The organism is Escherichia sp. E2586, from assembly GCF_005781105.1.
Classification (GTDB): Bacteria; Pseudomonadota; Gammaproteobacteria; order Enterobacterales; family Enterobacteriaceae; genus Escherichia.
Genome location: NZ_VATN01000016.1, coordinates 40,670 through 66,512 on the forward strand (window position 1 = coordinate 40,670; position 25,843 = coordinate 66,512).

Below are 25,843 nucleotides of genomic sequence, written 5' to 3' on the forward strand. Positions count from 1 at the left end.
TGGAGAACGCGAATGAGCAGCAATAAAGAGTTAATGCAGCGCCGCAGTCAGGCGATTCCCCGTGGCGTTGGGCAAATTCACCCGATTTTCGCTGACCGCGCGGAAAACTGCCGGGTGTGGGACGTTGAAGGCCGTGAGTATCTTGATTTCGCGGGCGGGATTGCGGTGCTCAATACCGGGCACCTGCATCCGAAGGTGGTTGCCGCGGTGGAAGCGCAGTTGAAAAAACTGTCGCACACCTGCTTCCAGGTACTGGCCTACGAGCCGTATCTGGAGCTGTGCGAGATTATGAATCAGAAGGTGCCGGGCGATTTTGCCAAAAAAACGCTGCTGGTCACCACGGGTTCGGAAGCGGTCGAGAACGCGGTGAAAATCGCCCGCGCCGCCACCAAACGTAGCGGCACCATTGCCTTTAGCGGCGCGTATCACGGGCGCACGCACTACACGCTGGCGCTGACCGGCAAGGTGAATCCTTACTCTGCGGGGATGGGCCTGATGCCGGGGCATGTTTATCGCGCGCTTTATCCTTGCCCGCTGCATGGCATCAGTGAAGATGACGCTATCGCCAGTATCCACCGGATCTTCAAAAATGACGCGGCGCCGGAAGATATCGCCGCCATCGTGATTGAGCCGGTTCAGGGCGAAGGCGGTTTCTACGCCGCGACGCCAGCCTTTATGCAACGTTTACGCGCGCTGTGTGACGAACACGGGATCATGCTGATTGCCGATGAAGTGCAGAGCGGCGCGGGGCGTACCGGCACGCTGTTTGCGATGGAGCAAATGGGAGTGGCGCCGGATCTCACCACCTTCGCGAAATCGATCGCAGGCGGCTTCCCGCTGGCGGGCGTCACCGGGCGTGCCGAAGTGATGGACGCTGTCGCACCGGGCGGCCTTGGCGGCACCTATGCGGGTAACCCGATTGCCTGCGTGGCGGCGCTGGAAGTGTTGAAGGTGTTCGAGCAGGAAAATCTGCTGCAAAAAGCCAACGATCTGGGGCAAAAGCTGAAAGAAGGGTTATTGGCGATCGCCGAAAAACACCCGGAGATCGGCGACGTACGTGGGCTGGGGGCGATGATCGCCATCGAGCTGTTTGAAGATGGCGATCACAGCAAACCGGACGCCAAACTCACCGCCGAGATCGTGGCGCGCGCCCGCGATAAAGGCCTGATTCTTCTCTCCTGCGGCCCGTATTACAACGTGCTGCGCATCCTGGTACCGCTCACCATTGAAGACGCTCAGATCCGGCAGGGTCTGGATATCATCAGCCAGTGTTTTGCTGAGGCGAAACAGTAAGTCCGTACCCATGCCGGAAGCGACGCTTTGCGTCTTGTCCGGCCTACGGGAATCCAGGTCGGATAAGGCGTTTACGCCGCATCCGACAATCTGTACGTGAACAGGAATAAATCTATGTCGGCCGGATAAGGCGGAGCCGCTCTCCGGCAAAAAGAATCAATAACAATTATACGCGTGACCCGACGCGGGAAATGTCGGGGCGCTCTCCCAAGTGACACACTTTCGAGAGGATTCAGGATGGGGCAATCATCGCAATCACATGAGTTAGGCGGCGGGCTGAAATCACGCCACGTCACCATGTTGTCTATTGCCGGTGTTATCGGCGCAAGTCTGTTTGTCGGTTCCAGCGTCGCCATCGCCGAAGCGGGCCCGGCGGTATTGCTGGCCTATCTGTTCGCCGGGCTACTGGTGGTTATGATTATGCGGATGCTGGCGGAAATGTCAGTAGCCACGCCCGACACCGGCTCCTTTTCCACCTATGCCGATAAAGCTATTGGCCGCTGGGCGGGCTATACCATCGGCTGGCTGTACTGGTGGTTTTGGGTACTGGTTATACCTCTGGAAGCCAACATCGCCGCCATGATCCTGCACTCGTGGGTTCCCGGTATTCCCATCTGGTTATTTTCCCTCGTTATCACCCTCGCCTTAACCGGCAGTAATTTATTAAGCGTTAAAAACTACGGAGAATTTGAGTTCTGGTTGGCGATATGCAAAGTGATTGCCATCCTGGCATTTATTTTCCTCGGCGCAGTGGCGATTAGCGGTTTTTACCCATATGCAGAAGTGAGCGGTATTTCAAGATTATGGGATAGTGGCGGCTTTATGCCCAACGGCTTCGGGGCGGTATTAAGCGCGATGCTGATCACCATGTTCTCGTTTATGGGCGCGGAAATTGTCACCATCGCCGCCGCAGAATCCGACACGCCGGATAAACATATTGTTCGCGCCACCAACTCGGTTATCTGGCGTATCTCTATTTTCTATTTGTGTTCTATTTTTGTCGTCGTGGCCTTAATTCCGTGGAATATGCCCGGACTGAAAACCGTGGGCTCCTACCGTTCCGTGCTGGAACTGCTGAATATTCCGCACGCCAAATTCATTATGGATTGCGTTATTTTGCTGTCGGTAACCAGTTGCCTGAACTCGGCGCTGTATACCGCGTCAAGAATGCTCTACTCCTTAAGCCGTCGCGGTGATGCGCCCGCGGTAATGGGTAAAATTAACCGCAGTAAAACCCCGTACGTGGCAGTATTACTCTCGACCGGTGCGGCATTTTTAACGGTGGTAGTGAACTATTACGCACCTGCTAAAGTGTTTAAATTCCTGATCGACAGCTCCGGCGCTATCGCCCTGCTGGTTTATTTAGTCATCGCCGTTTCGCAATTACGAATGCGTAAAATCCTGCTGGCAGAAGGCGGTGAAATTCGCCTGCGAATGTGGCTTTATCCGTGGCTCACCTGGCTGGTGATTGGCTTTATTACTTTTGTGTTGGTGGTAATGCTATTCCGTCCAGCGCAACAGTTAGAAGTGATCTCCACCGGCTTATTAGCGATAGGGATTATCTGTACCGTGCCAATTATGGCTCGCTGGAAAAAGCTGATAATGTGGCAAAAAACACCCATTCATAATACGCGCTGATAATGATCAGGAGTCACACCATGACCATTACGTCTCTGGATGGCTATCGCTGGCTGAAGAACGATATTATTCGCGGCAATTTTCAGCCGGATGAAAAATTACGGATGAGTTTGCTGACATCGCGTTATGCACTTGGCGTCGGGCCGTTGCGGGAAGCGCTTTCGCAACTGGTGGCAGAACGACTGGTCACGGTGGTGAATCAAAAAGGGTATCGGGTAGCCTCGATGTCAGAGCAGGAGTTGCTCGATATTTTCGATGCCCGCGCCAACATGGAAGCAATGCTAGTGAGTCTGGCGATTGCCCGCGGTGGCGATGAGTGGGAGGCAGACGTTCTCGCAAAAGCGCATCTGCTCAGTAAGCTGGAGGCCTGTGACGCCAGTGAGAAAATGCTTGATGAGTGGGATTTGCGTCATCAGGCGTTTCATACTGCAATTGTGACAGGCTGTGGTTCTCACTATTTGCTGCAAATGCGTGAACGGTTGTTTGATCTGGCGGCGCGCTATCGCTTCATCTGGCTGCGGCGAACGGTACTTTCCGTGGAAATGCTGGAAGATAAACACAACCAACATCAAATTTTAACCGAAGCCGTCCTGGCGCGAGATACCGCGCGCGCCAGTGAGTTAATGCGCCAGCATTTGCTGACGCCGATTCCCATTATCCAGCAGGCGATGGCGGACTAACCGCCATTACTCTGGAATACGCAACACTTGTCCCGGATAAATTTTATCCGGGCTTTTCAGCATCGGTTTATTCGCTTCGAAGATTTTATTGTACAGATTGGCGTTGCCGTAGACCTGTTTGGAAATGGCGCTAAGAGTGTCGCCAGACTTGACGGTATAAAACTGGCTGGCAGTGGCTGGTGTCGCAGTTTTTACCTGATCGTCGACGCTGGCGATACCAGAAATATTCCCCACCGCAACAAGGATTTTTTCCTTCGCTTCCTGGCTCAAACCATCACCAGTCACCGTCGCTTTGCCATCGGTAATTTGGATATTTACTTTATCGGCATCTGGAATGCCGGTTTTGTTCAGATGCTCCTGCACCTTCTTCGCCTGATCGTCTTTATCATGCTGACCAGTAACTGTATCCCAGAGCTTTTCTCCGGCATCTTTCACAAAATTGAACAGACCCATAGTTACCTCGTTCGTTAACGGAAACACTCAGAAAGTGTAGCAGAGGAACGCGGCGCACTAACGCCGCGGAGTAAGCACAGAGTTAATCGCGGGTTTGCACCCAGAAAGCGTGAATTAAACCAGGGATATACCCAAGCAGCGTCAACAAGATATTAATGATGAACGCCCAGCCAAATCCTTTGCCAAGCAGCACGCCGAGCGGCGGCAAAATGATGGTGATGACAATTCTCCAGAAACCCATATTTACTCCCTATAAGAAAATTAACCATTGTTTAAAAAGAGATTTTATCTCTTAAGCGTAATAATTTTAGCGGAACCAGCCAGTTTCAGCCTACGCGTTTACCCTCATTTACGCTGCTGACGCTGGTATACGTTGCATTTTTAGTTTAGAATTCACTTAATTTAGAAAATACTTAAATAACTATGACTGAACTCGCCCAACTACAGGCCAGCGCCGAACAGGCTGCGGCCTTACTGAAAGCAATGAGTCACCCCAAACGGTTGTTGATTCTGTGTATGCTTTGCGGGTCACCAGGGACCAGCGCCGGAGAACTGGCTCGCATTACCGGACTTAGCGCCTCCGCCACGTCACAGCATCTGGCTCGCATGCGTGACGAGGGACTTATTGACAGCCAGCGGGACGCCCAACGCATTCTTTATTCCATTAAAAATGAGGCGGTAAATGCCATTATCGCCACCCTGAAAAATATCTATTGTCCGTAAGGAGTGACGATGGCTTTGATAACAATTTCACCGCATGACGCGCAAGAATTAATCGCACGTGGTGCAAAGTTAATCGATATTCGTGATGCCGACGAATATCTTCGTGAACATATTCCAGCAGCCTGTCTGGCACCATTATCCGTGATAGAACAGTCTGGTCTTCCGGATAAATTGCGTAGCGAACAAATTATATTCCACTGCCAGGCAGGTAAACGCACCAGCAATAACGCCGATAAATTAGCAGCGATTGCCGCCCCCGCAGAGGTCTTTTTACTGGAAGATGGGATCGATGGCTGGAAAAAAGCGGGATTGCCGGTAGCAGAAAATAAATCTCAACCGTTGCCATTAATGCGTCAGGTACAGATCGCCGCTGGCGGCTTAATATTAATCGGCGTCGTACTGGGTTATGCCATTAATAGCAGCTTCTTCTTATTAAGTGGATTTGTCGGCGCAGGATTAATGTTTGCAGGAATCAGTGGTTTTTGCGGGATGGCAAGGCTATTAGATAAGATGCCGTGGAATCAGCGAACTTGAGAAGCAACGCCGGATGCGCCATAGAGGCGGCATCCGGCGCCAGGGATTAGATCAGGAAATCGTCGAGAGATTTACCTTCTGCCAGCGCCTGAGCAATTGGCTTCGGCGTACGGCCCTGACCGGTCCAGGTTTTGGTTTCACCATTGAAGTCGGTGAATTTATATTTTGCTGGACGCGGTTCACGCTTTTTACCTGCACGCGGTGCAGCTGTGCCGTTAGCTAATAACTCTTCCGGGTTAATACCGTCAGCTTTCATCAGCTCCAGCCAGGTGCTAATTTTTTCCTGGCGTTCTGCCAGTTCACGCTGCTGCTGTTCTTCTTCTTCACGTCTTTCTTTAGTGACAACCCTGAATTTTTCGAGCATTTCTTCAAGAACGTCAATGGAGAATTCGCGAGCCATTGCACGAAGGGTGCGGATGTTATTTAAGCTTTGTAACATTACAGACATAATAAAGAAAACCTTTTAACGCCAAAACAAAAAGTATTTCGCCGCGTAGTGTAAGCGATCACTTATTATATTTCCACAAAATTTAATATATTTACAATCGCGAAGGGATATTATTTCGTGCGTTATTTGCTGACACATTAATGCTTATATGCAAATTATATAGCAGCCATTTAACTTACTTATTACAGCGACTGGCGAGTGTTCCGGCGTACGATACAACCTCCCGGCCGATAATGGAACACGCAACCAGCATAAATATGCATATAAAAAGAATACATATTAGTTATTCAAACCTGAAACTTTGTGCTGCCATTACAGGCTTTACAACATAAAAGATGCTGAATGAGGCCAGGCGCGCTCCTAAGCCGAATTCTCTACGCTTTGCTGCGTAAACACACCTTGATCACTCTGCAAAAAAACATCTGAACTACGTCATAACATAATGATTTAAAATAACATTATATTTTAAGACATAAAAAAACCCAGGATGTACAAAAAATGCGCCACTACGGAATATTTTATCTACAAAAACCAAGGAAATAAAAATTTTTCACTAATTGATAAGTCATAGCCAGCGATATACGCTATGCGAAAGTGCAAACGGTAATTTAAACCACTGCATTCACATTCATCCGATTTCGCGTTTATTAAGGAGCATGGGCATGTTCTCACCGCAGTCACGCTTGCGTCATGCAGTAGCAGATACGTTCGCGATGGTTGTTTACTGTTCTGTCGTGAACATGTTTATCGAAGTATTTCTCTCCGGAATGAGCTTCGAACAGTCCCTTTATTCCAGACTGGTAGCGATTCCGGTGAACATCTTAATTGCATGGCCATACGGTATGTACCGCGATCTATTTATGCGAATGGCACGCAAAGTTGGCTCGTCGGGCTGGGTAAAAAATCTTGCGGATATTCTGGCTTATGTGACGTTCCAGTCACCGGTATATATGGCAATCTTACTCGTCGTGGGCGCGGGTTGGCACCAGATTATGGCAGCGGTCAGTTCAAACATCGTCGTTTCGATGTTGATGGGTGCGGTCTATGGCTACTTCCTTGATTACTGCCGCCGCCTGTTCAAAGTCAGCAATTACCAGCAGGTAAAAGCCTGATCCTTCTTTGTCGCGACTGGCAATGCCAGTCGCGTCTTTAATTGGCTTCGCCAAACAATCCATGTAAATAACGTTCAAGCGCAACACGCGAGCTGAAACCGTGTGGAATGCCGTAATGCTCGTGACGCTCACCCGCTAAATAGAGCGGGAACCGCTGGTAATGATCGCAAGTTTTAATATCGGAAGCCGGTTCTGCCAGTGTCGAACTACGTTCTTTTAACGTGGGATGAATTACCAGTGCGGTACGTCCCATTCGCGCTTCGCGATTAACATAGACATAATTTTCCCCGCGGCGATAACCATAAGCTTTCTGGGTTACCACATCGACGATAAAACCGACTTTCTCAAGTACGCGCGCCACCTCGTCTGGTCGTAAATACATATTCTATCCTCGTTATTATCTACCGCGGCCCTACCTTACCTGATTGAGCATTCACAACGCTTTCAGAAAAGTCCATAAAGCCACGATGAATCTCTGTTAAGAAAATTATGGTCTACACTGAAAATTACATTGAATCCTGATGGGAGATCATATGTTTAACAGACCGAACCGTAACGACGTCGATGATGGCGTGCAGGATATTCAGAATGATGTCAATCAATTAGCTGACAGCCTGGAATCTGTATTGAAGTCCTGGGGCAGCGACGCCAAAGGGGAAGCCGAAGCCGCACGCAGTAAAGCTCAGGCTTTACTGAAAGAAACCAGGGCGCGGATGCATGGTCGAACTCGCGTCCAGCAAGCCGCGCGCGATGCTGTTGGCTGCGCAGACTCTTTTGTTCGTGAAAGACCCTGGTGTAGTGTGGGAACAGCTGCTGCGGTAGGTATTTTTATCGGCGCGTTGTTAAGCATGCGTAAATCGTAGTGAAACAATGATAATAAATACACGTCCCTGGCCCCGAAGCCTGACTTCGGGGTTTTTAACTTAAGGCACTGCGTAATTGTTGTGCCACCTGCTGCGCCATACTTTCGCTAACGATATTGGTAAACGAGAGCAGCAATCCTCCTTCCCCATTTGAGCGGATACGCCAGTCGCTAAGTGCCTGCACCGCAAGGCCAGCAGCATTGGCTTTACGAGCATGGACAATATCGTCGCCCACCATGCTGATAACCATCTGGATACCACCTTTTTGCAGCACAGCCTGAAATCCCTGCTGCGTCAACGCCTGCTCAATCCACTGCCGACGTTGAGCATAGTGCTGACGCATTTTCTTCAGATGCCGCCAGAAATGCCCCTCACGAATGAAATCTGCCAGTGTGTTCTGCCACAGTACGGGTACCGCACATGGCTCCAGTGACGCCTGTTGCCGGAATTGCGTAATCTGCTCCACCGGCACCACCAGCCACGCACAGCGCAATGCAGGAAATAGCGCTTTGCTGAATGTTCCGGCATAAATCACCCGCTGCGGTGCGTCGAGACTTTTTAGTGCCGGTAACGGCTTACCGTGATAGCGAAACTCACTGTCGTAATCATCTTCAATAATCCATGCCTGACTACGTTCTGCCCATTCCAGCATCTGGTGCCTGCGCGCTAAAGAGAGCGCCACGCCCAGCGGGCTCTGGTGTGCCGGAGTAATCAGAGCAAAACGCGCATCAGGATAATTTTGTATTCCGCTTGTGACATCCAGTCCGTTGTCATCAACCGGCACCGGTAAAATTTCCACACCGTGGCGAGTGACAATCGGGCGAATCAGTGGAAAGCCGGGATCTTCCATCCACATCCCGTTTCCCGGTTTCGCCAGCGCGTGCAGAATTAAAGCCATTGAGGCCGCATAACCATGAGTGATAAAGACCTGCTCTGGCTGACAATCAATCCCGCGTGAAACGCGTAAGTAATCAACTATTGCCTCGCGCAACGCCGCCTCACCGCAGACATCGCCTAATGCCAAATCAAAACGCGTCTGGGTACGAAGGCGACGCCCCATCACCCGCGCCCACTGCTCTCGCGGAAAGAGATCGAGTGCGGGTAATCCCAATTGAAATGGCAGTGGCTGCTGACTTTCACCAGCAAAAGCCACGACATCCACAGCAGATTGTTGCGGATGTATCTGCTCACTGACAAATGTACCAGCCTGTCCCCGCCTGACCAGCCATCCTTGCGCCACCAACTCAGCATACGCATTTTCGACAGTGGATCGAGACACACCCAGTTCCTGCGACCAGGTACGACTCGAAGGTAGCCTTGCACCAGGTTTCAGTTCCCCTTGCTCAATAGCCGTTTTTAACTGACGGGCGATATCCTGATAACGTGGCATATGGTCTGCTTTTTTACGTAATTTATGGCTCTCTTTAGCAGTCCATTATAGTGCTACATTGCGGGCGTTAATAAGAGGAGAAACTGTATGACTACATTACGTCAGCCTTACTACGAACTTAGCCCGGCAGTGTATAACGCACTGGTGCAGGCCAAAACGGCACTGGAAAATAGCGCGCTGGATACCACGCTGATGGAGTTAATTTATTTGCGCGTCTCGCAAATCAATGGCTGCGCATTTTGTCTGGAGATGCACAGCAAAGCATTACGCAAATCCGGTGTGCCGCAGCACAAACTGGACGCCCTGGCAGGCTGGCGCGTAAGCCATCATTTTGACGATCGCGAGCGGGCGGCGCTGGCATGGGCGGAATCGGTGACCGATATTGCCAGAACCCATGCGGAAGACGAGGTTTATCAGCCTTTGCTTGAATATTTCAGTGCAGCAGAGATCAGCGACTTAACGTTTGCCATCGGGCTAATGAATTGTTTTAACCGTCTGGCCGTTTCCATGCGCATGTAACTTCTTGATGCCGGGTATTCGCCCGGCCAAAAAACACAAAATCCCCTACCCCGTTGAGCCATTCAGCGGTGGCGTAATCAATCTAAAATTCCCATATCTTGTATGGTTGAATCTTTTTTCAACTACATCTAGTATCTCTGTATCAACAGAGAGACAACCCGACGCGTATCATCGCGCCGTATCTTCATTTTAAACGGAAATACGAATCATGCGCATTACTATTTACACTCGTAACGATTGCGTTCAGTGCCACGCCACCAAACGGGCGATGGAAAACCGGGGCTTTGACTTTGAAATGATTAATGTCGATCACGTCCCTGAAGCAGCAGAAACGTTGCGTGCTCAGGGCTTTCGCCAGTTACCGGTGGTAATTGCTGGCGATCTTAGCTGGTCTGGCTTCCGCCCGGACATGATCAACCGTCTGCATCCTGCGCCACACGCGGCCAGTGCATGAGCCAGCTCGTCTACTTTTCCAGCAGCTCCGAAAATACGCAGCGTTTTATCGAACGTTTAGGGCTGCCCGCGGTGCGCATCCCGCTCAATGAGCGGGAACGGATTCAGGTAGACGAGCCTTATATCCTGATCGTGCCCTCTTACGGCGGCGGCGGTACGGCTGGCGCGGTACCACGACAGGTAATTCGCTTTTTAAACGACGAGCACAACCGGGCGTTGCTTCGCGGCGTGATTGCTTCGGGTAATCGCAACTTTGGTGAGGCGTATGGCCGCGCCGGAGATGTGATTGCTCAAAAATGCGGCGTGCCGTGGCTATACCGCTTTGAACTCATGGGTACGCAAAGCGATATCGAAAACGTTCGTAAAGGAGTAACCGAATTTTGGCAACGACAACCGCAGAACGCCTGACGCAGGAAACGATGGATTACCACGCGCTGAATGCGATGCTTAACCTTTACGATAGCGCAGGTCGCATTCAGTTCGATAAAGATCGCCAGGCCGTTGACGCCTTTATGGCGACGCATGTGCGCCCGAACAGTGTGACCTTCAGTAGCCAGCAGCAGCGCCTGAACTGGCTGGTCAACGAAGGTTACTATGATGAAAGCGTTCTTAATCGCTACTCTCGCGATTTTGTCATTACACTGTTTGCCCACGCGCACGCCAGCGGTTTTCGTTTTCAGACATTCCTCGGAGCATGGAAGTTTTACACCAGCTATACGTTGAAGACATTCGACGGTAAGCGTTATCTGGAAGATTTTGCCGATCGAGTCACGATGGTGGCGCTGACGCTGGCACAAGGCGATGAAACACTGGCGACGCAACTGACTGATGAGATGCTGTCAGGACGCTTTCAGCCTGCCACGCCAACATTCCTCAACTGCGGTAAACAGCAGCGCGGCGAGCTGGTTTCCTGTTTTCTGCTGCGTATTGAAGACAATATGGAGTCGATTGGCCGGGCGGTAAATTCCGCACTGCAACTGTCGAAACGCGGCGGCGGCGTGGCATTTTTGCTGTCGAATCTGCGGGAAGCGGGCGCGCCAATTAAACGTATTGAAAATCAATCTTCTGGCGTAATTCCGGTGATGAAAATGCTGGAAGACGCATTTTCCTATGCCAACCAGCTCGGCGCGCGTCAGGGGGCTGGGGCAGTCTATTTACATGCTCATCATCCCGATATTCTGCGTTTTCTCGATACAAAACGGGAAAATGCCGACGAAAAAATCCGCATTAAAACGCTGTCCCTGGGCGTGGTGATCCCGGATATCACTTTCCATCTGGCAAAAGAGAATGCGCAGATGGCACTGTTTTCGCCTTATGACGTTGAGCGAGTTTATGGCAAGCCGTTTGCCGATATCGCCATCAGCGAACACTATGACGAACTGGTTGCCGATGAACGCATCCGCAAAAAATACATCAACGCCCGTGATTTCTTCCAGCGACTGGCAGAGATCCAGTTTGAGTCCGGCTATCCCTACATCATGTATGAAGACACGGTTAACCGTGCTAACCCTATCGCCGGGCGCATAAATATGAGTAATCTCTGCTCAGAGATTTTGCAGGTTAACAGCGCCTCAGAGTATGACGAGAATCTCGACTATGCCCGCACAGGCCATGATATTTCCTGCAATTTAGGTTCGTTGAATATTGCCCACACCATGGATTCCCCCGACTTTGCCCGCACGGTAGAGACTGCCGTACGCGGTTTAACAGCGGTGTCAGATATGAGTCATATCCGCAGCGTGCCGTCCATCGAAGCCGGAAATGCCGCCTCACACGCCATCGGACTGGGGCAGATGAATTTACACGGTTATCTGGCGCGCGAAGGCATCGCTTATGGTTCACCGGAAGCACTGGATTTCACCAATCTCTATTTCTACACCATCACCTGGCACGCACTGCGTACCTCGATGTTGCTGGCGCGCGAACGCGGTGAAACCTTCGCCGGGTTCAAACAGTCACGCTATGCCAGTGGTGAATATTTTAGCCAATATCTGCAAGGTAACTGGCAGCCGAAAACGGCGAAAGTTGGCGAACTGTTTGCCCGTAGCGGTATTACGTTACCTACCCGTGAGATGTGGGCGCAGCTGCGCGACGACGTGATGCGCTATGGCATATACAACCAGAATCTCCAGGCGGTGCCGCCAACCGGTTCCATCTCTTACATCAACCATGCCACGTCGAGTATTCATCCGATTGTGGCGAAAGTAGAGATACGCAAAGAGGGCAAAACAGGACGCGTTTACTACCCTGCCCCGTTTATGACTAACGAAAATCTGGCGCTGTATCAGGATGCTTACGAAATTGGCGCAGAAAAGATCATCGACACCTACGCCGAAGCGACCCGCCATGTCGATCAGGGGCTGTCGCTGACGCTGTTTTTCCCCGATACCGCTACCACTCGCGATATCAACAAAGCGCAGATTTACGCCTGGCGCAAAGGCATCAAAACGCTCTATTACATTCGCCTGCGTCAGATGGCGCTGGAAGGCACTGAAATTGAAGGCTGCGTCTCCTGCTCGCTCTAAGAGACTGAAAAATAATTGCAATATATTGAATTTGCATGATTTTGTAGGTCGGATAAGGCGTTCACGCCGCATCCGGCAGGAACAAAGCGCACATTGCCAAAAATCGGAACCTGATGAGTCCGGCTTTAAGGAATATCTATGAAACTCTCACGTATCAGCGCCATCAACTGGAACAAGATAGCAGACGATAAAGATCTGGAGGTGTGGAATCGCCTGACCAGCAATTTCTGGCTACCAGAAAAGGTGCCACTATCGAACGATATTCCTGCGTGGCAGACATTAAGTGCCGTAGAACAACAACTGACGATGCGCGTTTTTACTGGCCTGACGCTGCTCGACACGCTGCAAAATGTTATCGGCGCGCCTTCGCTGATGCCCGATGCGCTCACGCCTCATGAAGAGGCGATATTATCGAATATCAGCTTTATGGAAGCGGTTCATGCCCGCTCTTACAGTTCGATTTTCTCGACGTTGTGCCAGACCAAAGATGTCGATGCCGCCTACGCCTGGAGTGAAGAAAACGCGCCGTTGCAGCGAAAAGCGCAGATTATTCAGCAACATTATCGCGGCGATAATCCGCTGAAAAAGAAAATCGCCAGTGTCTTTCTTGAATCATTTTTGTTCTATTCTGGCTTCTGGCTGCCGATGTATTTTTCCAGTCGCGGAAAGCTGACCAATACCGCAGACCTGATCCGTCTGATTATCCGCGATGAAGCAGTCCACGGTTACTACATCGGCTATAAATATCAGAAAAAAATGGAAAAGATTTCCCAGGCACAACGTGAAGAGTTAAAGAGTTTCGCCTTCGATTTGTTGCTGGAACTTTATGACAACGAGTTGCAATACACCGATGAGCTGTACGCCGAAACCCCGTGGGCTGACGATGTGAAAGCGTTTCTCTGTTACAACGCCAATAAGGCGTTGATGAATCTGGGCTACGAACCGTTATTTCCCGCAGAAATGGCAGAAGTGAATCCGGCAATCCTCGCCGCGCTTTCGCCGAATGCCGATGAAAATCACGATTTCTTTTCCGGTTCAGGCTCCTCTTATGTGATGGGGAAAGCGGTTGAAACAGAAGATGAAGACTGGAATTTCTGACAGGGTTATTTTTCAAAAATATCACTACCCGCAGCAGGGAAATAATTCCCGCCAAATATACTCGTCATACTTCAAGTTGCATGTGCTGCGTCTGCGTTCGTTCACCCCAGTCACTTAATTATGTAAGCTCATGGGGATTCACTCGCTTGTCGCCTTCCTGCAACTCGAATTATTTAGAGTATAGCTTTATATCACGCAAATAATTTGTGGTGATCTACACTGACTCTCTGTTGCATTATTCGCCTGAAACTACAATATTCAGGCGTTTTTTCACTATCTATAACAAAAAATATCAACTTTTCTCGATTTGCTCTCAGCCCTTATATCACGGGAAATTCCGGCAATTTGCTCGTATCAATATTCATGCCACATTTGTCATCAGGGGTTGCCTCAGATTCTCAGTATGTTAGGGTAGAAAAAAGTGACTATTTCCATTGGGTAATATATCGACATAAACAAATAACAGGAATCTTTCTATTGCATGGCAATTAAATTAGAAATTAAAAATCTTTATAAAATATTTGGCGAGCATCCACAGCGAGCTTTCAAATATATCGAACAAGGACTTTCAAAAGAACAAATTCTGGAAAAAACTGGGCTATCGCTTGGCGTAAAAGACGCCAGTCTGGCCATTGAAGAAGGCGAGATATTTGTCATCATGGGATTATCCGGCTCGGGTAAATCCACAATGGTACGCCTTCTCAATCGCCTGATTGAACCCACCCGCGGGCAAGTGCTGATTGATGGTGTGGATATTGCCAAAATATCCGACACCGAACTCCGTGAGGTGCGCAGAAAAAAGATTGCGATGGTCTTCCAGTCCTTTGCCTTAATGCCGCATATGACCGTGCTGGACAATACTGCGTTCGGTATGGAATTGGCCGGAATTAATGCCGAAGAACGCCGGGAAAAAGCCATTGATGCACTGCGTCAGGTCGGGCTGGAAAATTATGCCCACAGCTACCCGGACGAACTCTCTGGCGGGATGCGTCAACGTGTGGGATTAGCCCGCGCGTTAGCGATTAATCCGGATATATTATTAATGGACGAAGCCTTCTCGGCGCTCGATCCATTAATTCGCACCGAGATGCAGGATGAGCTGGTAAAATTACAGGCGAAACATCAGCGTACCATTGTCTTTATTTCCCACGATCTCGATGAAGCCATGCGTATTGGCGACCGAATTGCCATTATGCAAAATGGTGAAGTGGTACAGGTCGGCACACCGGATGAAATTCTCAATAATCCAGCGAATGATTATGTCCGCACCTTCTTCCGTGGCGTCGATATTAGTCAAGTATTCAGTGCGAAAGATATTGCCCGCCGCAGCCCTAATGGCTTAATTCGTAAAACCCCTGGCTTCGGCCCGCGTTCGGCACTGAAATTATTGCAGGATGAAGATCGCGAATATGGCTACGTTATCGAACGCGGTAATAAGTTTGTCGGCGCAGTGTCTATCGATTCGCTTAAGGCCGCATTAACGCAGCAGCAAGGTCTTGATGCAGCACTGATTGATGCGCCGTTAGCGGTCGATGCGCAAACGCCTCTTAGCGAGTTGCTCTCTCATGTCGGACAGGCGCCCTGTGCGGTGCCCGTGGTCGACGAGGACCAACAGTATGTCGGCATCATTTCGAAAGGAATGCTGCTGCGCGCTTTAGATCGTGAGGGGGTAAATAATGGCTGATCAAAATAATCCGTGGGATACCACACCAGCGGCGGACAGTGCCGCACAATCCGCAGATGCCTGGGGTACACCGGCTGCTACACCGACTGACGGTGGTGGCGCCGACTGGCTGACCAGCACGCCTGCGCCAAACGCCGAGCATTTTAATATTCTCGATCCGTTCCATAAGACGCTGATCCCGCTCGACAGTTGGGTCACTGAAGGGATCGACTGGGTCGTTACCCATTTCCGTCCCGTCTTCCAGGGCGTGCGCGTTCCGGTCGATTACATCCTCAACGGTTTCCAGCAATTGCTGCTGGGGATGCCCGCGCCGGTGGCGATTATCGTATTCGCTCTCATCGCCTGGCAAATTTCCGGTGTCGGAATGGGCGTCGCGACGCTGGTTTCGCTGATTGCCATCGGCGCAATCGGTGCCTGGTCGCAGGCCATGGTTACCCTGGCGCTGGTGTTAACCGCCCTGCTGTTCTGTATCGTCATCGGTTTGCCGTTGGGGATCTGGCTGGCGAGAAGTCCGCGAGCGGCGAAAATTATTCGTCCACTGCTTGATGCCATGCAGACCACGCCAGCGTTTGTTTATCTGGTGCCAATCGTCATGCTATTTGGTATCGGTAACGTGCCGGGCGTGGTGGTGACGATCATCTTTGCTCTGCCGCCGATTATCCGTCTGACTATTCTGGGGATTAACCAGGTTCCGGCGGATCTGATTGAAGCCTCGCGCTCATTCGGTGCCAGCCCGCGCCAGATGCTGTTCAAAGTTCAGTTACCGCTGGCGATGCCGACCATTATGGCGGGCGTTAACCAGACGCTGATGCTGGCCCTTTCTATGGTGGTCATTGCCTCGATGATTGCCGTCGGCGGGCTGGGTCAGATGGTACTTCGCGGTATCGGTCGTCTGGATATGGGGCTTGCCACCGTAGGCGGCGTCGGGATTGTGATCCTCGCCATTATCCTCGATCGCCTGACGCAGGCCGTTGGGCGTGACTCACGCAGTCGCGGCAACCGTCGCTGGTACACCACTGGCCCTGTCGGTCTGCTGACCCGTCCATTCATTAAGTAACTCTGCACTTGCCCGGTGACGCCGGGCATATCACCCTGCCAAAAAAAGGAATAACAATGCGACATAGCGTACTTTTTGCGACAGCGTTTGCCACGCTTATCTCTACACAAACTTTTGCTGCCGATCTGCCTGGCAAAGGCATTACTGTTAATCCAGTTCAGAGCACCATCACTGAAGAAACCTTCCAGACGCTGCTGGTCAGCCGTGCGCTGGAGAAATTAGGTTATACCGTCAATAAACCCAGCGAAGTGGATTACAACGTTGGCTATACCTCGCTTGCATCTGGCGATGCGACCTTTACCGCCGTGAACTGGACGCCGCTGCATGACAACATGTACGAAGCTGCCGGTGGCGATAAGAAATTTTATCGCGAAGGGGTATTTGTTAACGGCGCGGCGCAGGGTTACCTGATCGATAAGAAAACTGCCGACCAGTACAAAATCACCAACATCGCGCAACTGAAAGATCCGAAGATCGCTAAACTGTTCGATACCAACGGCGATGGCAAAGCGGATTTAACCGGCTGTAATCCTGGCTGGGGCTGCGAAGGAGCCATCAACCACCAGCTTGCTGCGTATGAACTGACCAACACCGTGACGCATAATCAGGGGAACTATGCGGCGATGATGGCCGACACCATCAGTCGTTACAAAGAGGGTAAGCCGGTGTTTTACTACACCTGGACGCCGTACTGGGTGAGTAACGAACTGAAGCCGGGGAAAGATGTGGTCTGGTTGCAGGTACCGTTCTCCGCACTGCCGGGCGATAAAAATGCCGACACCAAGCTGCCGAATGGCGCGAATTACGGCTTCCCGGTCAGCACCATGCATATCGTTGCCAACAAAGCCTGGGCCGAGAAAAATCCGGCGGCAGCCAAACTGTTTGCCATTATGCAGTTGCCAGTGGCAGATATTAACGCCCAGAACGCCATTATGCATGACGGAAAAGCCTCAGAAGGCGATATTCAGGGGCACGTTGATGGCTGGATCAAAGCCCACCAGCAGCAGTTCGATGGCTGGGTGAAGGAGGCGCTGGCAGCGCAGAAGTAAATATTGATAACCGCGCAGATAATGCTCATGTGAGTAAAACAATTGCAGCGATGGTTTTAATCCGGCTGAAAATCGATGAGACGTTTTCTGAAGGCCGGGGCGACGCGCAGGGATGCGCGGCGAGGGCGCGTCTTACAGGGATGTTACCTCGCGCCCGTACCCGATAGCCGTAAGAAATAAGTCGAATGTACCGCGTAGCGGCGATTTTGTGCCAAAAGCCTGGGTCGCCAGGGTGGTGGCGACTGAGCCACCCTGGCACGTTCACCAGCAAAATAGTGACAAAGTAGCTATAGTCTGGAAGTGAACGTAACATTTGCCTTAGTGACATATTTCACCTTCAAATACCCTCTCCCCATTACCCGCACATTTCAGCAATCTATCTTTCACCCCATATTCATCAACATCCGCTATTATTGATTTCCAGCTTAATCATCACCTGATGAACAAAAATAATGACTAAACCCAATCATGAGCTTAGCCCGGCGCTGATCGTGCTAATGTCGATCGCCACCGGTCTGGCGGTCGCCAGCAATTATTACGCACAGCCATTGCTCGACACCATCGCGCGTAACTTTTCCCTTTCCGCCAGTTCGGCAGGCTTTATTGTTACAGCCGCGCAGTTGGGCTATGCCGCAGGTCTGCTGTTTCTTGTTCCATTGGGTGATATGTTTGAACGCCGCCGCCTGATTGTCACCATGACCTTACTGGCAGCTGGTGGCATGTTAATCACTGCCAGCAGTCAGTCGCTGGCGATGATGATCCTCGGTACGGCATTAACCGGTTTATTCTCGGTCGTGGCACAAATTCTGGTTCCACTGGCGGCGACGCTGGCTTCACCGGACAAACGCGGCAAGGTGGTTGGCACCATTATGAGTGGCCTGCTACTGGGGATTTTACTCGCACGGACCGTTGCCGGGCTGCTGGCGAATCTCGGCGGCTGGCGCACCGTCTTTTGGGTCGCATCGGTGTTAATGGCTCTGATGGCACTGGCGTTATGGCGCGGCCTGCCACAAATGAAATCTGAAACCCACCTCAACTACCCACAGTTGCTTGGTTCCGTTTTCAGCATGTTTATCAGCGATAAGATCCTGCGCACCCGCGCGTTGCTGGGCTGCCTGACCTTTGCTAACTTCAGCATTCTCTGGACATCAATGGCTTTTTTGCTCGCCGCGCCGCCTTTTAATTACAGCGATGGCGTAATTGGTCTGTTTGGCCTTGCAGGAGCTGCCGGGGCGTTGGGCGCTCGCCCGGCGGGCGGTTTTGCCGATAAGGGCAAATCGCATCTCACAACAACGTTTGGTCTGCTGCTGTTGTTACTTTCATGGTTGGCGATCTGGTTTGGCCACGCTTCCGTACTGGCGCTAATTATCGGCATTCTGATACTGGATCTCACCGTGCAGGGCGTGCATATCACCAATCAAACTGTGATTTATCGTATTCATCCTGATGCGCGTAATCGCCTGACCGCAGGTTACATGACCAGCTACTTTATTGGCGGTGCTGCTGGTTCGCTGATCTCGGCATCCGCCTGGCAACATGGCGGTTGGGCTGGCGTTTGTCTGGCTGGCGCGACGATTGCCCTGGTTAACGCACTGGTCTGGTGGCGAGGTTTTCATCGTCAGGAAGTCGCAAATTAAGCAATCAGCAACCGTTTTCGTGGCTTTACACTTATAAGGGTGTTAAGAATCCCATCAGTCTGATAAGGTTAGGATATTCATCCAGACTATTAATAATATTAACAATCGTTAAGCGTACACTCTATGGTAAGCCCTACTCCACTGCCTGCTTCTGGTTCGGCGACCTTCATGGAAGGCTGCAAAGACAGTTTACCGATTGTTATTAGTTATATTCCGGTGGCCTTTGCATTTGGTCTGAATGCGACCCGTCTGGGATTCTCTCCCCTGGAAAGCGTTTTTTTCTCCTGCATTATTTATGCAGGAGCGAGCCAGTTTGTCATCACCGCAATGCTGGCAGCTGGTAGTAGCTTGTGGGTAGCCGCATTGACCGTTATGGCAATGGATGTTCGCCATGTACTGTATGGTCCATCGTTGCGTAGCCGCATTGTTCAACGCCTGCAAAAATCGAAAACCGCACTGTGGGCGTTTGGCCTGACGGACGAAGTTTTTGCCGCAGCAACGGCAAAACTGGTACGTAATAATCGCCGCTGGAGCGAAAACTGGATGATCGGCATTGCCTTCAGTTCATGGTCATCGTGGGTATTTGGTACGGTAATAGGGGCATTTTCGGGCAGCGGTTTGCTGCAAGGTTATCCAGCCGTCGAAGCAGCATTAGGCTTTATGCTGCCGGCACTCTTTATGAGTTTTCTGCTCGCCTCTTTCCAGCGCAAACAATCCCTTTGCGTTACCGCAGCGTTAGTTGGTGCCCTTGCTGGCGTAACGCTATTTTCTATTCCCGTCGCCATTCTGGCAGGCATTGTCTTTGGCTGCCTCACTGCGTTAATCCAGTCATTCTGGCAAGGAGCACCTGATGAGCTATGAGGTTCTGCTGCTTGGATTACTGGTTGGCGCGGCGAATTACTGCTTCCGCTATTTACCCCTACGCCTGCGAGTGGGCAATGCCCGCCCAACCAAGCGTGGCGCAGTGGGTATTTTGCTCGACACCATTGGCATCGCCTCGATTTGCGCTCTGCTGGTTGTCTCTACCGCACCAGAAGTGATACACGATTCACGCCGTTTCGTACCCACGCTGGTCGGTTTTGCGGTACTGGGAGCCAGTTTCTATAAAACACGCAGCATCATTATTCCCACTTTATTGAGTGCGCTGGCCTACGGGCTGACGTGGAAAGTGATGACGTTTCTATAGACCACAAGAATCATTTTTCTAAAACAATACATTTACTTTATTTGTCACTGTCGTTACTATATCGGCTGAAATTAATGAGGTCATACCCAAATGGATAGTTCGTTTACGCCCATTGAACAAATGCTAAAATTTCGCGCCAGCCGCCACGAAGATTTTCCTTATCAGGAGATCCTTCTGACCCGTCTTTGTATGCATATGCAAAGCAAGCTGCTGGAGAACCGCAATAAAATGCTGAAGGCTCAGGGGATTAACGAGACGTTGTTTATGGCGTTGATTACGCTGGAGTCTCAGGAAAACCACAGTATTCAGCCTTCTGAATTGAGCTGTGCTCTTGGATCATCCCGTACCAATGCGACGCGTATTGCCGATGAGCTGGAAAAACGTGGCTGGATCGAACGTCGTGAAAGCGATAACGATCGCCGCTGCCTGCATCTGCAATTAACGGAAAAAGGTCACGAGTTTTTGCGCGAGGTTTTACCGCCGCAGCATAACTGCCTGCATCAACTCTGGTCCGCGCTCAGCACAACAGAAAAAGATCAGCTCGAGCAAATCACCCGCAAATTGCTCTCCCGTCTCGATCAGATGGAACAAGACGGTGCTGTTCTCGAAGCGATGAGCTAACGCGTCATCTCGCTCAAAAATCCAGACTTATAAAAGAAAAACTGACCGGCCAGCATCGCAACGTGCTGGCCTTTTTGGCAAGCAGGTCGGCTCAGCCGATGAGTTAAGAAGATCGTGGAGAATACTATGAGCGCAAATGCGGAGACACAAACCCCGCAGCAACCGGTAAAGAAGAGCGGCAAACGTAAGCGTCTGCTCCTCCTTCTCACCTTGCTCTTTATTATTATTGCCGTAGCGATAGGGATTTATTGGTTTTTGGTACTGCGTCATTTCGAAGAAACGGATGACGCATACGTGGCAGGAAATCAGATTCAAATTATGTCTCAGGTGTCAGGCAGTGTGACGAAAGTCTGGGCCGATAACACCGATTTTGTAAAAGAAGGCGATGTGCTGGTCACTCTCGACCCGACGGATGCTCGCCAGGCGTTTGAAAAAGCCAAAACTGCGCTGGCTTCCAGCGTACGTCAAACCCACCAACTGATGATTAACAGCAAACAGTTGCAGGCAAATATTGAGGTGCAGAAAATCGCCCTCGCCAAAGCTCAGAGTGACTACAACCGCCGCGTGCCGCTGGGCAATGCCAACCTGATTGGCCGCGAAGAGCTGCAACACGCCCGCGACGCCGTCACCAGCGCCCAGGCGCAGCTGGATGTCGCCATTCAACAATACAATGCCAATCAGGCGATGATTCTGGGGACTAAACTTGAAGATCAGCCTGCCGTGCAACAGGCTGCCACTGAAGTGCGTAATGCCTGGCTGGCGCTGGAGCGTACCCGTATTGTCAGCCCGATGACTGGTTATGTCTCCCGTCGCGCAGTACAGCCTGGTGCACAAATTAGCCCAACCACGCCGCTGATGGCGGTCGTTCCAGCCACGAATATGTGGGTGGATGCTAACTTTAAAGAGACGCAGATTGCCAATATGCGCATCGGTCAGCCGGTTACCATCACCACCGATATTTACGGCGATGATGTGAAATACACCGGTAAAGTGGTTGGTCTGGATATGGGTACGGGTAGCGCGTTCTCGCTGCTTCCGGCGCAAAACGCCACCGGTAACTGGATCAAAGTCGTTCAGCGTCTGCCTGTTCGTATCGAACTGGACCAGAAACAGTTGGAACAATACCCGCTGCGTATCGGTTTATCCACGCTGGTGAGCGTCAATACCACTAACCGTGACGGCCAGGTACTGGCAAACAAAGTACGCTCCACACCGGTCGCGGTAAGCACCGCGCGTGAAATCAGCCTGGCACCTGTCAATAAACTGATCGACGACATCGTAAAAGCTAACGCTGGCTAATCCAGAGGTGCGTGTGATGCAACAGCAAAAACCGCTGGAAGGCGCGCAACTGGTCATTATGACGATTGCGCTGTCGCTGGCGACATTCATGCAGGTGCTGGACTCCACCATTGCTAACGTGGCGATCCCCACTATCGCCGGGAACCTGGGTTCATCACTCAGTCAGGGAACGTGGGTAATCACCTCCTTCGGGGTGGCGAATGCCATCTCGATCCCTCTTACCGGCTGGCTGGCAAAGCGCTTCGGGGAAGTGAAACTGTTCCTCTGGTCGACCATCGCCTTCGCCATTGCTTCGTGGGCATGTGGTGTCTCCAGCAGTCTGAATATGCTGATCTTCTTCCGCGTGATTCAGGGGATTGTCGCCGGGCCATTGATCCCGCTTTCGCAAAGTCTGTTACTGAATAACTACCCACCGGCCAAACGTTCTATCGCGCTGGCGTTGTGGTCGATGACGGTGATTGTCGCGCCAATTTGCGGCCCGATCCTCGGCGGTTATATCAGTGATAATTACCACTGGGGCTGGATATTCTTCATCAACGTGCCGATTGGCGTGGCGGTGGTGTTGATGACACTACAAACCCTGCGCGGACGCGAAACCCGCACCGAACGGCGGCGGATTGATGCCGTGGGGCTGGCGCTGCTGGTGATTGGTATCGGCAGCCTGCAGATTATGCTCGACCGGGGTAAAGAGCTGGACTGGTTCTCATCACAGGAAATTATCATCCTCACCGTGGTAGCGGTGGTGGCTATCTGCTTCCTGATTGTCTGGGAGCTAACGGATGATAACCCGATAGTCGATCTGTCGTTGTTTAAGTCGCGCAACTTCACCATCGGCTGCTTATGTATCAGCCTCGCGTATATGCTCTACTTCGGCGCTATTGTTCTGCTGCCGCAGCTGTTGCAGGAAGTCTACGGCTACACGGCAACATGGGCAGGGCTGGCCTCTGCGCCGGTAGGGATTATTCCGGTGATCCTGTCGCCGATTATCGGTCGATTTGCGCATAAACTGGATATGCGGCGGCTGGTGACGTTCAGCTTTATTATGTATGCCGTCTGCTTCTACTGGCGTGCCTATACCTTTGAACCGGGTATGGATTTTGGCGCGTCGGCCTGGCCGCAGTTTATCCAGGGCTTCGCAGTGGCCTGCTTCTTTATGCCACTGACCACCATTACGCTGTCTGGTCTGCCACCGGAACGACTGGCGGCGGCGTCGAGCCTCTCCAACTTTACGCGAACGCTGGCGGGGTCTATCGGTACGTCCATAACGACGACGATGTGGACTAACCGCGAGTCGATGCACCATGCTCAGTTGACCGAATCAGTGAACCCGTATAACCCGAACGCCCAGGCGATGTACAGTCAACTGGAAGGGCTGGGGATGACGCAACAGCAGGCATCGGGCTGGATTGCTCAGCAGATCACCAATCAGGGGCTGATTATTTCCGCCAATGAGATCTTCTGGATGTCAGCCGGGATATTCCTCGTCTTGCTGGGGCTGGTGTGGTTTGCTAAACCGCCATTTGGCGCAGGTGGCGGCGGAGGCGGCGCGCACTAAGGTTTTTCAAGGGAGCTGCGGCTCCCTTTTTTATATGCTCATTTTAGAAATGGTTATTTATCAACGCCAAATGATGCCATTATTCAGGGATGCTTAATAAACAGTTCTGCAATCAGAAAAATAGACAATGTATTTATATTCTTCTTAAGAATCGTGTGTTTTATCTCATATTTTTATTCATTTCATCGATACACAGAAATCACATTTATATTATTTTTTTGATAAAAATCCTGGTATTTACCCTCTTCTAAGAAGATGTGCAAACAATAAACATGCAATTAATTCGTCATTTATATTAAATTAAAAAAAACATCGACATCACACATCTTAATGATTTTCCTCGCTTTTCTTTTTATCATTTTTTACCATTTAAGATATTTAAAGATTTTTGCTACAGAAAACTATGCAGCTTATTTTTTAGTTCAACTCCTAAATCATCAAAACAAATTAATATTAAATTAACCATAAATTAAACTGATTTATAAACATTGGTTTCACGCACTACTCTTCATTTGATAAAACAGCAACCTGTTCCAAAGACGTTAAAACCTAATTTTCTTACGTAGTTACTGTGAGCTCATTATTTATCTAAAAATAAATCATAAGGATGAGAAGGAACTTTATGAACATCAAAAAGCATCCCTTGTCAACGCTGGCAATAGCTATTTCAACCGTGTTATCAATACCCGTTTCACTGGCATGGACACCACCCACGACCATCAACAGTGATGTTACCATCGACAATAATGATGTTGTAACGCTATCCTCATCCGAAAATAATTCATCAGCCTGGGATCAATTTCATTATCTTAATGTTGGTTCAAAAAGTGAAGGAACATTGAATATAGATGGGCGGGATCTGTCTACGGCTAAAATCGTAATCGGCAATGCTACCTCCGGGGTAATGAAATTAGAAAATAATACTCATCTAACGCTTAGTCATGCATCGCCTAATGAACGCGATGTTTATTTAGGTAAGAATGGTGGTTCAGGAACCTTAATGGTGCTTAGCGGCAGTACTATCACCGATTTAAATGAATTCAGAATCGGTGAATTTAATTACCAGGCACAGGGTCAAGTTGTTATTGACGGTGAGGGTTCATCCGTTGCCGCACGGTATGTGATGGTAGGCGATCAGGGGACGGGTAAACTCGAAATCACTCATGGCGGTCATCTTACAGCATCAAAAGATATGATCATTGGCTTTAATGGAAATATGGAGAATTTTCAGGGAACGGGATACGGCGAAACCCTAGTTGATGGTGACAATTCTTCATTAGCCGTGAATGAGTTTATCTCCCTTGGTGGATTGGGCTCATTGCAGAACGATGCAAAGGGTACTCTTACCGTTAGTAATAATGCCACGGTCAGCGCGAATCAATTTATCTGGCTTGGAATGGACGAAACCAGCACCGGTATTCTAAACATTGGTGGAGCGCAGGGAGAAGCAGAACAGAAAGCGGGGATCATCAAGACGCCGATTATCCATATGGGAAGCAATGTCGGGAATAGTACTGCCCAAATTAATTTTAACCACTCCAGCGAAGATTTTATCCTGGCTGCAGATATAGTTGGCAAAGGCGAAGTTAACCAGGAAGGTTCCGGCGTCACGACGTTGACTGGCGCAAATACCTACTCTGGCCAAACAAATATTAATAAAGGCACCTTGCGCGCCGGTATCAACGATACCTTCAGCCCAAACTCCGATTATGTTGTCGACAGTGAAGGGAATATCGATTTAGACGGTTTTTCACAAACCTTAAATACACTGGATTTGGCGGGTACAGCAACACTGTCTTCCACAAAAAATGGCGACAAATTCACGCCTGCCACACTCACCATTAATGGTAATTACACTGCTAATAATGGTTTGTTAGTTATGCGTACCGAACTCGGCGATGATAATTCCGCGACTGATAAGCTCATCGTAAAAGGGGATACTTCCGGTAGTACCCGCGTCATGGTCAACAATGCGGGCGGTCTGGGCGCGGATACTCTGGAAGGGATAAAAATTGTCGAGGTTGAC

The 25,843-nt window shown here is 50.4% G+C and carries 27 protein-coding genes; 22 read left to right on the forward strand and 5 right to left on the reverse strand.

Translation table 11 applies throughout. The annotated features are described in order from the left end of the window. Positions 1 to 12 precede the first annotated feature (12 nt). The 3 genes from gabT (at position 13) to csiR (ending at position 3,611) form a co-directional block, all read left to right on the forward strand. Positions 13 to 1,293 carry a 4-aminobutyrate--2-oxoglutarate transaminase gene (gabT, locus tag FEK50_RS16335; protein WP_131162430.1) on the forward strand — a complete coding sequence of 427 codons (1,281 nt, stop codon included), beginning with the start codon at positions 13 to 15 and terminating at the stop codon, positions 1,291 to 1,293. Positions 1,294 to 1,530: 237 nt separating this feature from the next. Beyond that, positions 1,531 to 2,931, forward strand: coding sequence for a GABA permease (gabP, locus tag FEK50_RS16340; RefSeq protein WP_131162429.1), 1,401 nt, complete (start codon positions 1,531 to 1,533; stop codon positions 2,929 to 2,931). Positions 2,932 to 2,951: 20 nt separating this feature from the next. Next, positions 2,952 to 3,611, forward strand: coding sequence for a DNA-binding transcriptional regulator CsiR (csiR, locus tag FEK50_RS16345; protein WP_130260075.1), 660 nt, complete (start codon positions 2,952 to 2,954; stop codon positions 3,609 to 3,611). A 6-nt stretch (positions 3,612 to 3,617) separates the two neighbouring features. Here csiR and kbp read toward each other — a convergent pair whose 3' ends face one another. Then, a complete protein-coding gene (gene kbp / locus FEK50_RS16350; RefSeq protein WP_064529911.1) occupies positions 3,618 to 4,064 on the reverse strand; it encodes a potassium binding protein Kbp in 447 nt (148 codons plus the stop codon). Between the two features lie 82 nt (positions 4,065 to 4,146). Beyond that, complete coding sequence (locus tag FEK50_RS16355) at positions 4,147 to 4,305, reverse strand: YqaE/Pmp3 family membrane protein (RefSeq protein WP_000508177.1); 159 nt, start codon at positions 4,303 to 4,305, stop codon at positions 4,147 to 4,149. 182 nt (positions 4,306 to 4,487) lie between these two features. On the opposite strand from FEK50_RS16355, the gene FEK50_RS16360 reads away from it, so the two are divergent. After that, positions 4,488 to 4,787: a metalloregulator ArsR/SmtB family transcription factor gene (locus FEK50_RS16360; RefSeq protein ID WP_130208087.1), complete on the forward strand. Its 300-nt coding sequence runs from the start codon at positions 4,488 to 4,490 to the stop codon at positions 4,785 to 4,787. A gap of 9 nt (positions 4,788 to 4,796) precedes the next feature. Continuing rightward, on the forward strand, positions 4,797 to 5,321 hold the full coding sequence (locus FEK50_RS16365; protein ID WP_130260073.1) for a rhodanese family protein: 525 nt from the start codon (positions 4,797 to 4,799) through the stop codon (positions 5,319 to 5,321). A 46-nt stretch (positions 5,322 to 5,367) separates the two neighbouring features. Here the strand turns inward: FEK50_RS16365 and stpA are convergent, their stop codons facing one another. Next, positions 5,368 to 5,769 carry a DNA-binding protein StpA gene (gene stpA, locus FEK50_RS16370; protein ID WP_064529914.1) on the reverse strand — a complete coding sequence of 134 codons (402 nt, stop codon included), beginning with the start codon at positions 5,767 to 5,769 and terminating at the stop codon, positions 5,368 to 5,370. 662 nt (positions 5,770 to 6,431) lie between these two features. Here stpA and alaE point away from each other — a divergent pair. After that, a complete protein-coding gene (gene alaE, locus FEK50_RS16375) occupies positions 6,432 to 6,881 on the forward strand; it encodes an L-alanine exporter AlaE (RefSeq protein WP_130208083.1) in 450 nt (149 codons plus the stop codon). A gap of 37 nt (positions 6,882 to 6,918) precedes the next feature. Here the strand turns inward: alaE and FEK50_RS16380 are convergent, their stop codons facing one another. After that, entirely contained in the window at positions 6,919 to 7,263 is a 345-nt protein-coding gene (locus FEK50_RS16380; protein WP_131162428.1) for a DUF2002 family protein, read from the reverse strand. Positions 7,264 to 7,414: 151 nt separating this feature from the next. Between FEK50_RS16380 and FEK50_RS16385 the strand changes: the two genes are divergently transcribed. After that, positions 7,415 to 7,744 carry a DUF883 domain-containing protein gene (locus tag FEK50_RS16385; protein WP_001295174.1) on the forward strand — a complete coding sequence of 110 codons (330 nt, stop codon included), beginning with the start codon at positions 7,415 to 7,417 and terminating at the stop codon, positions 7,742 to 7,744. Between the two features lie 55 nt (positions 7,745 to 7,799). Here the strand turns inward: FEK50_RS16385 and FEK50_RS16390 are convergent, their stop codons facing one another. Beyond that, on the reverse strand, positions 7,800 to 9,134 hold the full coding sequence (locus FEK50_RS16390) for a PLP-dependent aminotransferase family protein (protein ID WP_131162427.1): 1,335 nt from the start codon (positions 9,132 to 9,134) through the stop codon (positions 7,800 to 7,802). A gap of 87 nt (positions 9,135 to 9,221) precedes the next feature. On the opposite strand from FEK50_RS16390, the gene FEK50_RS16395 reads away from it, so the two are divergent. The 15 genes from FEK50_RS16395 to FEK50_RS16470 all read left to right on the forward strand — a co-directional run. Then, the gene (locus tag FEK50_RS16395; RefSeq protein ID WP_130208077.1) at positions 9,222 to 9,653 is read left to right on the forward strand and encodes a carboxymuconolactone decarboxylase family protein; all 432 of its coding nucleotides are present in this window, start codon (positions 9,222 to 9,224) and stop codon (positions 9,651 to 9,653) included. Positions 9,654 to 9,861: 208 nt separating this feature from the next. Then, on the forward strand, positions 9,862 to 10,107 hold the full coding sequence (gene nrdH, locus FEK50_RS16405) for a glutaredoxin-like protein NrdH (RefSeq protein ID WP_130208073.1): 246 nt from the start codon (positions 9,862 to 9,864) through the stop codon (positions 10,105 to 10,107). Beyond that, the gene (nrdI, locus tag FEK50_RS16410) at positions 10,104 to 10,514 is read left to right on the forward strand and encodes a class Ib ribonucleoside-diphosphate reductase assembly flavoprotein NrdI (protein ID WP_000080944.1); all 411 of its coding nucleotides are present in this window, start codon (positions 10,104 to 10,106) and stop codon (positions 10,512 to 10,514) included. The genes nrdH and nrdI overlap by 4 nt, the downstream gene beginning before the upstream one ends. Then, positions 10,487 to 12,631 carry a class 1b ribonucleoside-diphosphate reductase subunit alpha gene (gene nrdE, locus FEK50_RS16415; protein ID WP_131162426.1) on the forward strand — a complete coding sequence of 715 codons (2,145 nt, stop codon included), beginning with the start codon at positions 10,487 to 10,489 and terminating at the stop codon, positions 12,629 to 12,631. The genes nrdI and nrdE overlap by 28 nt, the downstream gene beginning before the upstream one ends. 138 nt (positions 12,632 to 12,769) lie before the next feature. Further along, a complete protein-coding gene (gene nrdF, locus FEK50_RS16420) occupies positions 12,770 to 13,729 on the forward strand; it encodes a class 1b ribonucleoside-diphosphate reductase subunit beta (protein WP_131162425.1) in 960 nt (319 codons plus the stop codon). Positions 13,730 to 14,210: 481 nt separating this feature from the next. Then, positions 14,211 to 15,413: a glycine betaine/L-proline ABC transporter ATP-binding protein ProV gene (proV, locus tag FEK50_RS16425; protein ID WP_130260066.1), complete on the forward strand. Its 1,203-nt coding sequence runs from the start codon at positions 14,211 to 14,213 to the stop codon at positions 15,411 to 15,413. Then, entirely contained in the window at positions 15,406 to 16,470 is a 1,065-nt protein-coding gene (gene proW, locus FEK50_RS16430) for a glycine betaine/L-proline ABC transporter permease ProW (protein ID WP_130208067.1), read from the forward strand. The genes proV and proW overlap by 8 nt, the downstream gene beginning before the upstream one ends. 56 nt (positions 16,471 to 16,526) lie before the next feature. Beyond that, on the forward strand, positions 16,527 to 17,519 hold the full coding sequence (gene proX / locus FEK50_RS16435) for a glycine betaine/L-proline ABC transporter substrate-binding protein ProX (RefSeq protein ID WP_069913916.1): 993 nt from the start codon (positions 16,527 to 16,529) through the stop codon (positions 17,517 to 17,519). A gap of 452 nt (positions 17,520 to 17,971) precedes the next feature. Beyond that, positions 17,972 to 19,156 carry an MFS transporter gene (locus FEK50_RS16440; protein ID WP_131162424.1) on the forward strand — a complete coding sequence of 395 codons (1,185 nt, stop codon included), beginning with the start codon at positions 17,972 to 17,974 and terminating at the stop codon, positions 19,154 to 19,156. 123 nt (positions 19,157 to 19,279) lie between these two features. Beyond that, complete coding sequence (ygaZ, locus tag FEK50_RS16445) at positions 19,280 to 20,017, forward strand: L-valine exporter subunit YgaZ (RefSeq protein ID WP_130210896.1); 738 nt, start codon at positions 19,280 to 19,282, stop codon at positions 20,015 to 20,017. Further along, positions 20,007 to 20,342 (forward strand): L-valine transporter subunit YgaH, encoded by a 336-nt coding sequence (gene ygaH / locus FEK50_RS16450; RefSeq protein ID WP_130210894.1) that lies wholly within the window; start codon positions 20,007 to 20,009, stop codon positions 20,340 to 20,342. The genes ygaZ and ygaH overlap by 11 nt, the downstream gene beginning before the upstream one ends. A gap of 90 nt (positions 20,343 to 20,432) precedes the next feature. Further along, positions 20,433 to 20,963 carry a multidrug efflux transporter EmrAB transcriptional repressor EmrR gene (gene emrR / locus FEK50_RS16455; RefSeq protein WP_000378441.1) on the forward strand — a complete coding sequence of 177 codons (531 nt, stop codon included), beginning with the start codon at positions 20,433 to 20,435 and terminating at the stop codon, positions 20,961 to 20,963. 126 nt (positions 20,964 to 21,089) lie between these two features. After that, positions 21,090 to 22,262 (forward strand): multidrug efflux MFS transporter periplasmic adaptor subunit EmrA, encoded by a 1,173-nt coding sequence (gene emrA / locus FEK50_RS16460; RefSeq protein ID WP_001295175.1) that lies wholly within the window; start codon positions 21,090 to 21,092, stop codon positions 22,260 to 22,262. 16 nt (positions 22,263 to 22,278) lie between these two features. Further along, entirely contained in the window at positions 22,279 to 23,817 is a 1,539-nt protein-coding gene (gene emrB, locus FEK50_RS16465; protein ID WP_130217219.1) for a multidrug efflux MFS transporter permease subunit EmrB, read from the forward strand. Positions 23,818 to 24,439: 622 nt separating this feature from the next. Continuing rightward, on the forward strand, positions 24,440 to 25,843 hold a 1,404-nt coding region (locus FEK50_RS16470; RefSeq protein WP_138211669.1), incomplete at its 3' end, for an autotransporter outer membrane beta-barrel domain-containing protein.